Origin of the sequence: Paracoccus zhouxuedongae (assembly GCF_041927815.1) — a bacterium.
GTDB lineage: Bacteria > Pseudomonadota > Alphaproteobacteria > Rhodobacterales > Rhodobacteraceae > Paracoccus.
Genome location: NZ_JBHFHM010000006.1, coordinates 109823 through 122884, shown reverse-complemented (window position 1 = coordinate 122884; position 13062 = coordinate 109823). Strand labels below are relative to the sequence as shown.

The following is a 13062-nucleotide window of genomic DNA, read 5'->3' as shown; positions in this document are numbered from 1 at the left end:
GTCAGCGATCCTTCGGGTCCAGCGCGTCACGCAGCCCGTCACCGACAAAGAAAAAGGCAAACAGCGTGATGCAGAAGAAAAACAGCGGGAAGGCCAGTTGCCACCAGGTGCCGTAACGCATGGTGCGCGCGCCCTCGGCGATCAGCGCCCCCCATGAGGTCAGCGGCTCTTGCACGCCAAGGCCAAGGAAGCTGATGAAGCTTTCGGTCAGGATCATCGACGGCACCAGAAGCGTCGCATAGACCGCGACCACGCCCAGAAGGTTCGGCACGATGTGGCGGCGGATGATGGTCAGCGTCGGCACACCGGTGGCCTGCGCGGCCTCGATGAACTCGCGGTTTTTCAGGGTCAGGGTCTGGCCGCGCACGATCCGCGACATGTCCAGCCAGGAGATCAGCCCGATGCCCAGAAACAGCATCCCCATGGACCGGCCGAACATCACCAGCAGCAGGATCAGCACGAACATGTAGGGGATCGACATCAGGATATCGACGGCGCGCATCATCAGGTTGTCGGTGCGCCCGCCCACGAAGCCCGCGAAGGCGCCGTAGAAGGTGCCGACGATCACCGCGATGGCGGTGCCGATCAGCCCCACGGCCAGCGAGATCTGGGTGCCCTGCACGGTGCGCTGATAGATGTCGCGGCCCAGATCGTCGGTGCCGAAATAATGGCCATTGGCAAATGAGGGGCGGCCCAGTTCCGCCACCTGGCCCATGACGCTGAAATCCAGTTCCTCATTCGACCAGGGCGACAGATAGCTGCCGAACACCGCGAACAGCGCGACAAGGATCAGGATCACCAGCCCGACGACCGCCGCCTTGTTCTTCAGGAAACGCTTGCGCGCATCCGCCCACAGCGAGCGGCCCTTGACCTCTTCCGAGATCGCCAGCCCGCCGATACCCGACCCCGAGGGGGAAACATCGCTCATGGCTCAATACCGGATCTTGGGGTCGATCCAGGCATACAGGATATCGACCAGCAGGTTGAACAGGATGGTCAGCGCGCCGACCAGGATGGTGATGCCCATCATCACCGCATAGTCGCGGTTCAGGGCGCTGTCGACGAAGGCCTTGCCGATGCCGCCGGTCGAGAAATACATGTCCACCACGACAGAGCCGGTGATCATCATCACGAAGACCGGGCCAAGATAGCTGATGACCGGCAGCAGCGCGGGCTTCAGCGCATGGCGCAGGATGACCTTGTGTTCGGGCAGACCCTTGGCGCGGGCGGTGCGGATGTGGTTGGCGTTCAGCACCTCCAGCATCGACGACCGGGTGATGCGCGCGATGGATGCCATGTAATGCGTCGACAGCGCGATCACCGGCATGACCCAGAACTTTGCGTCGATGAAGGACCAGCCGCCGCCCGGCAGCCAGCCCAGCCACAGCGAGAAGATCACCACCAGGATCGGCGCCATCACGAAGTTCGGCAGCACCTGCGCGCCGATGGAAATGCCGACGGCCAGGTAATCCAGCCAGGAATTGTGCCGGATCGCCGCCGCGATGCCCAGGCTGACGCCGACCAGCACCGCCACCACGAATGAGATCAGGCCGTAGGTCAGCGTTACCGGAAAGCCGGCCGCGATCAGCTGATTCACGCTGCGGTCGGGATAGACGAAGCTGGGGCCAAAGTCGAAATGCGCGACGATCCCCCACAGATAGTTCAGGATCTGCCGCCACAGGGGCTGATCCAGCCCGTATTTCGCGTTCAGATTGTCGATCACCTGCTGCGGGATCTGGCGTTCGGCGGTGAACGGACCGCCCGGTGCCAGATGCATCAGGATGAAGGAAAAGACGATCAGCAAAAGCAGGGTGGGGATCGCCACCGCCAGCCGTCGCAGAATGTAACCGAACATGGGTGTCGTCCCGGTGCCGAAAAGGGTCAGGTCATTTGACCGAAAACCGGGGGGCAGCGCAACCGCCCCCCGGTCATTTGGCGCGTCGGCCCAGTCATGGCCGCCACGTCACATCATCGGGCGCCTTACTGGGCGACGCGATACAGGTCTTTCGCGTACCAGTTGTTCATCACGCTTTCGGTCGACACACCCTTGACGTCCGGCTTGATGATCTGCGCCTTGGCATAGAAATAGGTCGGCACCAAAGCCATGTCGCCGATCAGGATTTCCTCCGCCTTCTTGTAGATGGCGCCGGTGTCCTCGGCGGTGCGCGCCTCGTCCAGCAGCTTGTCGTAATCGGCATTGGCCCATTTGCCGTTGTTCATGCCGGTCGAGCGGAAATAGTCCAGGAAGGTCGAGGGTTCGTTGTAATCGCCGCACCAGGCATAGCGGGCGACCTCGAAGTCCTGGTTCTGCATACGGTCGGTATGCACCTTCCATTCATAGTTGGCCAGCTCGGCATCGACGCCGATCGCCTTCCAGAACTGCTGCACCGCGACGGCCAGTTTCTTGTGGTTTTCCGAAGTGTTATACTGGATCGTCAGTTTCAGCGGCTTGCCGTCCGGACCATAGCCCGCCTCGGCCAGCAGTGCCTTGGCCTTTTCCACGCGCTCGGCCTGCGACCAGTTCGCCATCTCGATCTCGGGCGCCTGGAAGCCCTCGATGGCCCAATGGGTCCACCAATAGGCCGGCTTCTGGCCGCCCTGGATGATGCGGTCCACGATGATGTCGCGGTCGACGGCATAGGCCAGGGCCTGACGCACGCGAATGTCCTTCAGCGCCTCGGGGCCTTTGTCCGACAGGTTGAACAGATAGGAATACGAGCACGCATCCGGGGTCGAGATCGCCTGATCGGGCATTTCGGCCTGAAGGCGGGGGAACTGACCGGCGGGCAGGCTGTCGACCCAATCCAGTTCACCGGCCTGATAGCGGGTCAGGGCGATGTTCTCATCATTGACCGTGACGAAACGAACCTGGGTCAGCACGGTGTTGGCCGCGTCCCAATAGTTGTCGTTCTTCTTGATCGTCAGATCGACCCCAAGGTTGTGGCTGTCCAGCACATAGGCGCCGTTCGACACCAGCTTGCCCGGCTGGGTCCAGTTGTCACCCTCGGCCTGCACGACCTTCATCGGCACCGGGAAGGTCGAGGTATGGCCCAGCGTCTTCAGGAAATACGGGGTCGGGCCGGTCAGCGTGACCTCAAGCGTCTTGTCGTCGATGGCCTTGACGCCCAGTTCCTCGGGCTTCTTCTCACCGGCGACGATTTCCTTGGCGTTCACCAGGTTCATCAGTTCGATATACCAGGCGTATTCGCTGGCGGTCGCCGGGTCGGCCAGACGCTGCCAGGCATAGACGAAATCGCCCGCGGTGACGGGATCGCCATTCGACCATTTGGCATCGCGCAGATGGAAGGTGTAGGTCAGCTTGTCGTCGCTGACATCCCAGCTTTCGGCGGCGCCCGGCACCATCGCGCCCTTGGCGTCTTCGTTCAGCAGGCCTTCAAACACCTGACGCAGAACGTCGGAACCCGAACGGTCGGTGTTCTTCTGCGGGTCCATGGTCTTGATGGCGTCCAGGATCCAGAAGTTCAGCTCTTGCTTGTCGGCCAGCTTGGTGCCCTCGGGGACGGTCGCGGCGACGGCCGGAACCGCCAGCGTCAGCGCCAGTGCGGTGGTCAGGAAAAGTTTGGTCATCGGTATCCTCCTTGTGGCCGGTGCCACGCGCGGAACGCGGGGCCGGAATGGGCGCAGCCTATCGCTTTTGTCGGTCACGGCAAGTGGATCGTCGGGCGCCCGGTCAAAATGACAGGTTGACCCGGCAGATCGTCCAATCCGTCCCATCTCGCGCCAGTTCGGTCAGCGAGGGGGCGTCGATGCGAAAGGCCAGCCCTGCCGCCGGGCTGTCCAGCGCCTGCGCCAGTGCCGCGCGGATCACCCCGGCATGGGCGATGATGATCGTGTCGGTCTGGATCGCGGCCAGGAGCGGCCAGACACGGGCGCAGAGATCCGCGAAACTTTCGCCCCCCGGCGGGCGGTGGCGGGCCAGATCGTCGGGGGGCAGCGGCCCCAGATCGGGCAGACGGTCGGGGGGCAGCCCCTCCCACGCGCCGAAATCCTGTTCCCACAGCCGCGCGTCGGTGGCCTTGGCCGCCAACCCCAGGGCCGCCGCCGTCTGCCGCGCGCGCAAGGCCGGGCTGCACAGCACCGCCGCCCCCTGCGGCAGCGCGCGCCCCAGCCGCGCCAACCCCGGCCCATCAGACAGATCGGCGGGCCGGTCGGTGCGTCCGCACAGCACCGGCCCGCCCGCATCATGCAGGATCGGCGCGTGGCGGATCAGGGTCAGGCGTGTCATGCGGGCTTTCCTCTGCCCCCGGTTCTGTGCTTTCTGTCCCGCGACAGCAAGGGGGGCATATGGCGATCATCCTGTTCACCGGTGGGGCGCGGTCAGGCAAAAGCCGCCTGGCCGAGGCGCGGCTGGCTGCCTTGCCCGGCCAGCCCTGCTATATCGCCACCGCCCAAGCCTGGGACGATGAGATGGCGGACCGCATCGCCGCCCATCGCGCCGCCCGCCCGGATTGGCGCACGATCGAGGAGCCGCTGGACCTGCCCGCTGCCCTTGCCACCGCCGATGGCCCGGTGCTGATCGACTGCCTGACGCTGTGGCTGTCGAACCTGATGGCGGCGGGGCGTGATGTGGCGGCGGCGACCGAGGCGCTGAAGGCGTCGCTGGTGGCCGCGCCGGTGCCGGTGATCCTGGTCACCAATGAGGTCGGATCGGGTATCGTGCCCGACAACGCCCTTGCCCGCGTCTTCCGCGACGCGCAGGGGCGGCTGAACCAAGGCATCGGCGACATCGCCGATGAGGTCTGGCTGGTCGTCGCCGGGCAGGGACTGCAAATCAAGGGACAACGGACATGAGCGATTTTCGCCTGAACGACACCGCGCATTTGGCGCAACTGGCGCGCGCCCTGCCGGTGGCCGATGCCGCCGCCAAGGCCGCCGCCCGCGCGCGTCAGGACAGCCTGACCAAGCCGCAGGGCGCCCTGGGTCGGCTTGAGGATCTGGCGGAGTTCATGGCCGGCTGGCGGCGCAATCCGCGCCCGCGCATCGACCGCGCCCAGGCCATCGTCTTTGCCGGCAATCACGGGATCTGCGCGCAGGGCGTCAACCCCTATCCGCCCGAGGTGACGGCCCAGATGGTCGCCAATTTCACCGCCGGGGGTGCCGCGATCAACCAGTTGGCGCGGGTTGCGGGGGCCGATCTGTCGGTCGTGGCGCTGGACCTGGACCAGCCGACCGCCGACTTCACCCAAGGCCCGGCGATGACGCATGAACAAGTGCTGGCCGCGATCAACCGCGGTGCGGCGGCGGTCGATCCGCTGGCCGATGTGCTGATCCTGGGGGAAATGGGCATCGGCAATTCGACCGTCGCGGCGGCACTGGCGGCGGCGGCCTTTGGCGGCACCGGCGCCGATTGGGTCGGCCCCGGCACCGGCGCAGGCGCCGAGATGCGGGCAAGGAAGGCCACCGTGGTCGATCAGGGGCTGGCAAAGCACGCCCCGAAAACCACCGGTGCCGCGCTTGCGGCCTTTGGCGGGCGCGAGCAGGCGGCGATCTGCGGCGCGGTGCTGGCGGCGCGGGCGGCGGGCATTCCGGTCATCCTGGACGGCTTCATCTGCACCGCCGCCGCCGGGGTGCTGGCGATGGATGACGCCCGCCTCCTGGACCACTGCCTGATCGGCCATGCGAGTGCCGAACCCGGTCATGCCCGCCTGATCGCGGCGCTTAACCGCGCGCCGATCCTGTCGCTGGACATGCGGCTGGGCGAAGGATCGGGCGCGGCGGTGGCGCTGATGGTGCTGCGCGCGGCACTGGAATGCCACAACGGCATGGCCTCCTTCGCCGAGGCCGGGGTCTCGGGCGGATGATGCGCCCCCTCGCCGAGGTGCAGGCGGCGCTGATGCTGCTGACCCGGCTGCCGGTCGGGCGGGTCGCGGATCCCTTTCCGGCGATGCGCGATACGGTCTGGGCCTTTCCGCTGGTCGGCCTCGTCACCGGCGGCGCGATGGCGGGGGCGATGGCTGCGGGGCTGGCACTGGGCTGGCCCGCTGCCATCGCCGCGCTGATCGCGCTGACGCTGGGTCCGATCCTGACCGGTGCGCTGCATGAAGATGGCCTGGCCGATTGCGCCGATGCCATGGGCGGGCAGGGGCGCGACCGGCGGCTGGCGATCCTGAAGGACAGCCGCATCGGCAGTTTCGGGGCCTTGGCACTGATCCTTTCGGTCGGCCTGCGGGTGCAGGGCTACGCCGCGCTTGGCACGCTGGCCCCGCTGGCGATGCTGGCGCTTGCGGTGGCCAGCCGTGCGCCGATGGCGGTGCTGCTGGCGCTGCTGCCGCCTGCGCGCGCCGATGGGCTGGGGGCCGCCGCCGCGCGCCCCACGCCCCTGCGCGTGATCGTGGCGGCGACGATCGGCGCGGTGGGCGCGATCTGCATCGGCGGGCCGGTGACGTTGGTCGCGATCGCCCTTGCCACGCTGGCCGTCGCCTGGGCCGCGCGCCGCACCCTGGGCGGGCAGACGGGCGATGTGCTGGGGGCCTGCCAGCAAGTCTGTGAAATCGCGGGCCTGCTGGCACTTCTGGCGATAAACCCTGCCTAACCCCTGCAACCGGCGCGCGATTTTTTGCAGGCCCGACAGGTTCGCACCATTGACCTTTCGTCACCTTCCGGCGATTGACGCCTTTCGGGGTTGCGCCCATACAATGCGTAACCCGCCGTGCGCGACCGGCCCCGCTGCCGCGTGCGGCCATAACAATGGGGGAGGAAAGGCATGGGGGGACTATTGACCCTCTCATCCGGGATCGACCGGATGAATGAATGGATCGGCAAGGCGGTGTCCTGGCTGATCCTGGTGGCGGTTCTGGTGTCGGCGGGTAATGCCGTGGTGCGCAAGGTCTTTTCGACCTCATCGAACGCCTGGCTTGAACTGCAATGGTATCTGTTCGGCGCGGCCTTTCTGCTGGCTGCGGCCTATACGCTGAAGCAGAACGAACATATCCGCATCGACATCCTGTATGGCGTCTGGACACGGCGTCGCCAGCACTGGATCGACCTGATCGGGCATCTTCTGTTCCTGATGCCGTTCGTCATCCTGATGCTGTATTACTTCGTGCCCTGGGTGCAGACCTCGTTTCGCATCAAGGAGGTGTCCTCGAACGCGGGCGGGCTGATCATCTGGCCGGCCAAAGCGCTGCTACTGGTCGGCTTTTTCCTGCTGTTCCTGCAAGGCATTTCCGAAATCATCAAGAAGATCGCGGTGATGCGCGGCCTGATCGAAGATCCGAACCCGTTCCACGGCCATCAGGCGCCGCTGGATGACGCCCCCCTGCTGGATGGCGTGGACGATCCCTTTGCCGATGCAAACCCGTCGAAAGGGGACCGCGCATGATGGAACTTATCGCGCAGAACATGGCGCCGATCATGTTCGCCTCGCTGATCCTGTTTCTGCTGTTCGGCTATCCGGTGGCCTTTGCCCTGGCCGCCAACGGCCTGTTGTTCTTCGTCATCGGGGTCGAGCTGGCGCCCTTGTCGAATGGCACGATCAACCTGTCCTGGCCGCTGCTTCAGGCGATGCCGGACCGGCTGTGGGGGGTCTTGAGTAACGAGACATTACTTGCCATCCCCTTCTTCACCTTCATGGGCATCGTGCTGGAACGGTCCGGCATGGCCGAGGATCTGCTGGACACGATCGGCCAGTTGTTCGGCCCGGTGCGCGGCGGTCTGGCCTATGCGGTCATCATCGTCGGCGCGCTGTTGGCGGCGACCACCGGCGTGGTGGCGGCCAGCGTGATCGCCATGGGGCTGATCTCGCTGCCGATCATGCTGCGCTATGGCTATGATCGCGCGACGGCCTCGGGGGTGATCGCGGCCTCGGGGACGTTGGCGCAGATCATCCCGCCGTCGCTGGTGCTGATCGTGCTGGCCGACCAGTTGGGCCGTTCGGTGGGCGACATGTACAAGGGGGCGCTGATCCCCGGCCTGGTGCTGACCGGGCTTTACATGCTGTATGTGTTCATCATCACCATCGTCCGCCCCAAGGCGCTGCCCGCGCTGCCGCTTGAGGCGCGCAGGCTTGGCTCGGGCGTCACCTCGCTGCTGGTGGCCCTGGCGATCGGTGTGGCGATCACCTATGGCGCGCATCACTATCTGTACCAGACCCAGGGCAGCAATGCCGACATCCTGGGCGCGGCGGTCGGCGTGATGGTAATCTATGTGCTGGCGCTGCTGGACAAGGGGTTGAAAACCAACGTCATGTCGCGCCTCGCGCAAGAGGTGATCATCGTCCTGATCCCGCCGCTCGCGCTGATCTTCCTGGTGCTGGGCACGATCTTCCTTGGCGTCGCCACCCCGACCGAGGGCGGCGCGATGGGTGCCGTCGGCGCGCTGATCCTGGCGGCGCTGAAGCGGCGGTTGTCGCTGGAGGTGGTCACTCAGGCGCTTGCCGCGACCACAAGGCTGTCGGCCTTCGTGATGTTCATCCTGATCGGTGCACGGGTGTTCTCGCTGACCTTTTACGGCGTGAATGGGCATCTGTGGGTCGAACATCTGCTGATCAGCCTGCCCGGCGGCGAGATGGGCTTCCTGATCGCGGTGTCGGTGCTGGTGTTCCTGCTGGCCTTCTTCCTGGACTTCTTTGAACTGGCCTTCATCATCGTGCCGCTGCTGGCGCCTGCCGCCGAGCGTCTGGGCATCGACCTGATCTGGTTCGGGGTGATCCTCGGGGTGAACATGCAGACCAGCTTCATGCACCCGCCCTTCGGCTTTGCGCTGTTCTATCTGCGTTCGGTCGCGCCGAAGCTGCCCTACAAGGACAAGGTGACGGGCAAGATGATGGACCCTGTGAAGACGTCGCAGATCTATTGGGGGGCGACGCCATTCGTGGTCATCCAGATCATCATGATCGGCATCGTGATCGCCTTCCCTGGCATGGTCATGCACTACAAGGGCAAGCCGGTCGATATGTCGAACGTCAAGATCGAGATCCCCGGCGGCCCCTCGCTGGGTGGGTCGGGCGGGCTTAGTCTGGGTGGCGGACTGAGCCTGGGCGGACCGCCGTCGATGGGTGGTCCGACCGGGATGGGTGGCATGTCGGGAATGTCCGGCACCGCGGCCCCCGCGGCACCGGGCGGCTTGGGCCTGGGCGGCGGCCTGCCGCCGGGCCTGAGCGCCCCGGCACCTGCACCGGCACCTGCCCCCTCGAACTGAGGCAAGGCGATGACGAAAGGCCCCGGCGATACGCCGGGGCCTTTTGCTATGCAGGGTCGCCCATGAAAAAGGCCCCGGCGTCACCGGGGCCTGTCGTGGTCGCGGTCGGCCTACAGCGTGCCGTTGCGCTGCTGGATCATCATGAACGTGTCGAAATTGTATTCCGACAGCTGCGCCCAGACATAGGCATCGTCGCGGAACGCCTTCTGGCTGTCGAAGATCTTCTTGAAGGCGGGGTTGCTGGCGTTGATTTCGGCATAGACCTCATTCGCGGCCTTGTAGCAGGCGTTCAACACGGCCTCGTTGAAGGGGCGAAGCTGGGTGCCATTGGCGATCAGCGTCTTCAGCGCGCCGGGGTTCTTGTAGTCATAGGCGGCCAGCATGTCGGCATTGGCGGCCTGACAGGCGGCCTGCAGCGCGACCTTGTAGGCCTCGGGCAGGCCCTCATAGGCGGCCTTGTTGAACATCGCATGCAGGCACGCCCCACCTTCCCACCAGCCGGGATAATAGTAGTAGGGCGCGACCTTGTAGAAGCCCAGCTTTTCGTCGTCATAGGGGCCGACCCATTCGGTCGCGTCGATGGTGCCCTTTTCCAGCGCCGGATAGATGTCGCCACCGGCGATCTGCTGCGGGATCACGCCCAGCTTTTCCATGACCTTGCCGCCGAAGCCGCCGATCCGCATCTTGACGCCTTGCAGATCCTCGGGGGTGTTGACCTCCTTGCGGAACCAGCCGCCCATCTGCGCGCCAGTATTGCCGCAGGGCAGGGCGACGAGGTTCTGGGTGGCGAAGAACTCATTCATCAGGTCGTTGCCGCCGCCGTAATAGAACCAGCCGTTCTGCTGGCGGGCGTTCAGCATGAACGGCGTCGCGGTGGCCAGGGCCCAGGTCGGATCCTTGCCCCAGTTGTAATAGGCGGCGGTGTGGCAGGCCTCGACCGTGCCGGTGCCGGCGGCGTCGGCGGCTTGCAGGCCGGGGACGATCTCGCCCGCCGCAAAGACCTGGATGGTGAAGGCGCCATCGGTCATCTTGCTGACGTAATGGGCCATCGTCTCGGCGGCGCCGAAGATCGTGTCCAGCGATTTCGGGAACGAACTGGTCATGCGCCAGGCGATTTTCGGCTTGTCCTGCGCCAGTGCCGGTGCGGCCAGCGTGGCCCCCGCGGCGGCCGCCGCGCCGCCCAGGGCGCCGCGGGTCAGGAATGAACGACGATCCATTGGATTTCCTCCCCAGGGGGCTGTTTTTCCACAGCTTTCCCCTTGTGTTGATACAAACGGCCAAGGCCGTGAGGCTGACACTATCCGAACCAATGCAACTGTCCAGCCCCTCCTTTGGGGGGCGGTCTGGCTGTGCCGCAGGTTCCGCATCCGGGCGGTCGCGGAACCTTTGCGGGCGGCGGCGGGTTGTCTTGTCGAACCATTGATTCTGACTGACCGAAAGGACATCCGATGGCCAGCGAGACTGCAAATGCAACCAAGGACCGGGCGACCTTCTGGGATCGTCTGGATGATGTGAATGCCGGGATGCTGGGGTTGGACGAGGGCGCCGCCCTGGTGCCGATGTCGCATCAGATCGCCACCGAATCCGATCGGCTGTATTTCATCACCGCCGAGGGCACCGACCTGCAAAAGGCCGTGGCCGGTGGTGCCGCCGCCGCGACCTATGTTCTGGCCGAGGGCGGCAAGGGCCTTTACGCCCGCCTGCATGGCAAGCTGTCGCAGAATGACGACCCGGCCAAGCTGGAAGAAGTCTGGAACTTCGTCGCCGATGCCTGGTTCGAGGGCGGTAAGCGCGATGACGACGTGCGTCTGCTGGAACTGCGCCTGACCGAGGGCGAGGCCTGGGTCACCAGCAAGTCCGGCCTGCGCTTTCTGTACGAGGTCGCCAAGGCCCGCATCACCGGTGCCGAGCCGGACATGGGCCAGCATATGAAGCTGCGCTTCTGAGCGAATGCGAAACGGCCCGCCAGCGGCGGGCCGTTTGCGTTTCAGATCATAGGGTTACAGCTTGCCGTTGCGCTGCTGGATCATCATGAACGTGTCATAATTATATTCGGCCACCTGCGCGTTCAGATAGTAATCCGCGCGGAACGCCTTGATCGATTCCCACAGCTTTGCGAATGCCGGGTTCGAGGCGACCAGCTCATCATAGACGCCGTTGGCCGCGTCATAGCAGGCGTTCAGGACTTCCTCGGTGAACGGGCGCAGTTGCGCGCCGCTGGCGACCAGGTTCTTCAGCGCCGCCGGGTTCTTGTAGTCATACTTCTGCAGCATGTCGGCATCGGCAGCCTGACAGGCGGTGTGCAGAAGCGCCTTGTAGGCCGCCGGCAGTTCCTCGAACTTGGCCTTGTTGAACATGAAATGGACGGTCGGGCCGCCTTCCCACCAGCCGGGGTAATAGTAATAGGGCGCGACCTTGTAGAAGCCCAGCTTTTCATCGTCATAGGGGCCGACCCATTCTGCGCCGTCGATCGTGCCCTTTTCGAGCGCCGGATAGATGTCGCCACCCGCGATCTGCTGCGGAACCACCCCCAGCTTTTCCATGACCTTGCCGGCAAAGCCGCCGATCCGCATCTTCAGGCCCTTCATGTCGTCCAGGGTGTTGATTTCCTTGCGGAACCAGCCACCCATCTGCACGCCGGTATTGCCGCCCGGCAGCGCATAAAGGCCATTCGCGCCGACGAATTCGTTATACAGGTCGTTGCCGCCGCCATGATAGAGCCAGGCGTTATGGCCGCGCGCGGGCAGGGCAAAAGGAACCGCCGCGCCAACCGCCCAGGCCGGATCCTTGCCCCAGTTGTAGTAGCCGACGGTGTGGCAGGCTTCGACCGTGCCGGCCGAGGCAGCATCGGCGGCTTGCAGACCGGGGACGATTTCGCCCGCCGCAAAGACCTGAAGCTGGAAATTGCCGTCGGTCGCTTCGGACAGCATCTTCGACAGCACTTCGGCGCCGCCATAGATCGTGTCCAGCGATTTCGGGAAGGAACTGGTCAGGCGCCAGGTCACCTTGGGCGCCGATTGCGCCAGTGCCGGCGCGGCGAGGGCGCCAGCGGCGGCAGCAGTAGCCCCGCCAACCGTGGCGCGGGTCAGAAACGAACGACGATCCATCAGCAAACTCCTCCATGTCGTGATCGCGGCGGCTTATCGGGCCGTTCAGGGTCAGCTTAGGGCGGGTCAACAAGGCTGTCCAGAAAGCTTGCGACTTTTATCGGATCGACGTCTGGGGCAGGCGCATGTCGACCCAGATTGGCAGATGGTCCGAGGCCCGCCGCGCCAGCCGCGTGTCATGCACACCGGCATCGGTCAGGGTAATCGCCTGCGGCAGCGCGATGCGGTCCAGCGCCAGTTTCGGCGCCGGGGCGGGATAGCTGGGGCCGGGGGCGATCATGCGCCATTCGGACAAAGCCTCGGTGCCGCGATCGGGCCGCCATTCGTTGAAATCGCCGGTCAGCACGGTGGGCGGCGCGCCGGGGCGCTGCGCCATCCGCGCCAGCCGCGCCAGTTGCGCCCGGCGCGAGCTGCGCAGCAGCCCCAGATGCACCGCGACCAGCCGCCAGCCCGGCAGATCGACCAGCACCGCGCCGCGCGGCTCGACCCCCGGCAGGGCCAGGCGGCGCACCCGCGCGATGGCGGCCAGATCGGGCCGCATCAGCACCGTCTGGCCGTGCCAGCCCAGCGATTCCGGCCCGGTCGGGCGCAGGTTTACCGGCTCCATCCCGGTATGGTCGCGCAAGAGATCACGCGGCAGCGCCTGCGGGCGCGCGCCCATGCGGAAGTCGACCTCTTGCAGGGCGATCACATCGGCGCCGATTTCCGCGATCACCAGCAGATTGCGCACCGGATCGAAGGGGCCGACCATGCCGCGGCATTTGTGCAGGTTATAGCTGGCCAGCCGAATGCGCAT

The 13062-nt window shown here is 65.5% G+C and carries 13 protein-coding genes; 6 read left to right on the top strand and 7 right to left on the bottom strand.

Annotated features, from left to right (window positions below):
* Window position 1: 1 nt before the first annotated feature.
* The 4 genes from ACEYYA_RS09040 to ACEYYA_RS09025 all read right to left on the bottom strand — a co-directional run bounded on the left by ACEYYA_RS09040 (window position 2) and on the right by ACEYYA_RS09025 (window position 4246).
* Window positions 2-928, bottom strand: a complete 927-nt coding sequence (locus tag ACEYYA_RS09040) for an ABC transporter permease subunit (RefSeq protein ID WP_374799804.1) — start codon at window positions 926-928, stop codon at window positions 2-4.
* A gap of 3 nt (window positions 929-931) precedes the next feature.
* The gene (gene oppB, locus ACEYYA_RS09035) at window positions 932-1855 is read right to left on the bottom strand and encodes an oligopeptide ABC transporter permease OppB (protein ID WP_374799802.1); all 924 of its coding nucleotides are present in this window, start codon (window positions 1853-1855) and stop codon (window positions 932-934) included.
* A 125-nt stretch (window positions 1856-1980) separates the two neighbouring features.
* On the bottom strand, window positions 1981-3588 hold the full coding sequence (locus ACEYYA_RS09030) for a peptide ABC transporter substrate-binding protein (RefSeq protein WP_374799800.1): 1608 nt from the start codon (window positions 3586-3588) through the stop codon (window positions 1981-1983).
* Between the two features lie 103 nt (window positions 3589-3691).
* The gene (locus ACEYYA_RS09025) at window positions 3692-4246 is read right to left on the bottom strand and encodes a histidine phosphatase family protein (RefSeq protein ID WP_374799798.1); all 555 of its coding nucleotides are present in this window, start codon (window positions 4244-4246) and stop codon (window positions 3692-3694) included.
* A 59-nt stretch (window positions 4247-4305) separates the two neighbouring features.
* Between ACEYYA_RS09025 and cobU the strand changes: the two genes are divergently transcribed.
* The 5 genes from cobU (at window position 4306) to ACEYYA_RS09000 (ending at window position 9159) form a co-directional block, all read left to right on the top strand.
* Window positions 4306-4812, top strand: coding sequence for a bifunctional adenosylcobinamide kinase/adenosylcobinamide-phosphate guanylyltransferase (cobU, locus tag ACEYYA_RS09020; RefSeq protein ID WP_374799796.1), 507 nt, complete (start codon window positions 4306-4308; stop codon window positions 4810-4812).
* Window positions 4809-5822 carry a nicotinate-nucleotide--dimethylbenzimidazole phosphoribosyltransferase gene (cobT, locus tag ACEYYA_RS09015; protein ID WP_374799794.1) on the top strand — a complete coding sequence of 338 codons (1014 nt, stop codon included), beginning with the start codon at window positions 4809-4811 and terminating at the stop codon, window positions 5820-5822. The genes cobU and cobT overlap by 4 nt, the downstream gene beginning before the upstream one ends.
* A complete protein-coding gene (gene cobS / locus ACEYYA_RS09010) occupies window positions 5819-6553 on the top strand; it encodes an adenosylcobinamide-GDP ribazoletransferase (protein WP_374799792.1) in 735 nt (244 codons plus the stop codon). The genes cobT and cobS overlap by 4 nt, the downstream gene beginning before the upstream one ends.
* A 171-nt stretch (window positions 6554-6724) precedes the next feature.
* Entirely contained in the window at window positions 6725-7342 is a 618-nt protein-coding gene (locus ACEYYA_RS09005; RefSeq protein ID WP_374799790.1) for a TRAP transporter small permease subunit, read from the top strand.
* Complete coding sequence (locus ACEYYA_RS09000; RefSeq protein WP_374799788.1) at window positions 7339-9159, top strand: TRAP transporter large permease; 1821 nt, start codon at window positions 7339-7341, stop codon at window positions 9157-9159. The genes ACEYYA_RS09005 and ACEYYA_RS09000 overlap by 4 nt, the downstream gene beginning before the upstream one ends.
* Before the next feature lie 110 nt (window positions 9160-9269).
* On the opposite strand, the gene ACEYYA_RS08995 is transcribed toward ACEYYA_RS09000, so the two are convergent.
* Entirely contained in the window at window positions 9270-10376 is a 1107-nt protein-coding gene (locus ACEYYA_RS08995) for a TRAP transporter substrate-binding protein (protein ID WP_374799786.1), read from the bottom strand.
* A gap of 231 nt (window positions 10377-10607) precedes the next feature.
* Between ACEYYA_RS08995 and ACEYYA_RS08990 the strand changes: the two genes are divergently transcribed.
* Entirely contained in the window at window positions 10608-11105 is a 498-nt protein-coding gene (locus ACEYYA_RS08990; protein ID WP_374799784.1) for a pyridoxamine 5'-phosphate oxidase family protein, read from the top strand.
* A gap of 54 nt (window positions 11106-11159) precedes the next feature.
* Here the strand turns inward: ACEYYA_RS08990 and ACEYYA_RS08985 are convergent, their stop codons facing one another.
* Window positions 11160-12266 carry a TRAP transporter substrate-binding protein gene (locus tag ACEYYA_RS08985; RefSeq protein WP_374799782.1) on the bottom strand — a complete coding sequence of 369 codons (1107 nt, stop codon included), beginning with the start codon at window positions 12264-12266 and terminating at the stop codon, window positions 11160-11162.
* A gap of 97 nt (window positions 12267-12363) precedes the next feature.
* Entirely contained in the window at window positions 12364-13062 is a 699-nt protein-coding gene (locus tag ACEYYA_RS08980) for an endonuclease/exonuclease/phosphatase family protein (RefSeq protein ID WP_374799780.1), read from the bottom strand.

Coding starts and splice junctions, on each gene's coding strand:
- ACEYYA_RS09000 (WP_374799788.1), top strand. CDS start 7,339: ATGATGGAACTTATCGCGCAGAACATGGCGCCGATCATGTTCGCCTCG.
- cobT (WP_374799794.1), top strand. CDS start 4,809: ATGAGCGATTTTCGCCTGAACGACACCGCGCATTTGGCGCAACTGGCG.
- oppB (WP_374799802.1), bottom strand. CDS start 1,855: ATGTTCGGTTACATTCTGCGACGGCTGGCGGTGGCGATCCCCACCCTG.
- ACEYYA_RS08985 (WP_374799782.1), bottom strand. CDS start 12,266: ATGGATCGTCGTTCGTTTCTGACCCGCGCCACGGTTGGCGGGGCTACT.
- ACEYYA_RS09025 (WP_374799798.1), bottom strand. CDS start 4,246: ATGACACGCCTGACCCTGATCCGCCACGCGCCGATCCTGCATGATGCG.
- ACEYYA_RS09030 (WP_374799800.1), bottom strand. CDS start 3,588: ATGACCAAACTTTTCCTGACCACCGCACTGGCGCTGACGCTGGCGGTT.
- ACEYYA_RS09040 (WP_374799804.1), bottom strand. CDS start 928: ATGAGCGATGTTTCCCCCTCGGGGTCGGGTATCGGCGGGCTGGCGATC.
- cobU (WP_374799796.1), top strand. CDS start 4,306: ATGGCGATCATCCTGTTCACCGGTGGGGCGCGGTCAGGCAAAAGCCGC.
- ACEYYA_RS09005 (WP_374799790.1), top strand. CDS start 6,725: ATGGGGGGACTATTGACCCTCTCATCCGGGATCGACCGGATGAATGAA.
- cobS (WP_374799792.1), top strand. CDS start 5,819: ATGATGCGCCCCCTCGCCGAGGTGCAGGCGGCGCTGATGCTGCTGACC.
- ACEYYA_RS08995 (WP_374799786.1), bottom strand. CDS start 10,376: ATGGATCGTCGTTCATTCCTGACCCGCGGCGCCCTGGGCGGCGCGGCG.
- ACEYYA_RS08980 (WP_374799780.1), bottom strand. CDS start 13,062: ATGCGCATTCGGCTGGCCAGCTATAACCTGCACAAATGCCGCGGCATG.
- ACEYYA_RS08990 (WP_374799784.1), top strand. CDS start 10,608: ATGGCCAGCGAGACTGCAAATGCAACCAAGGACCGGGCGACCTTCTGG.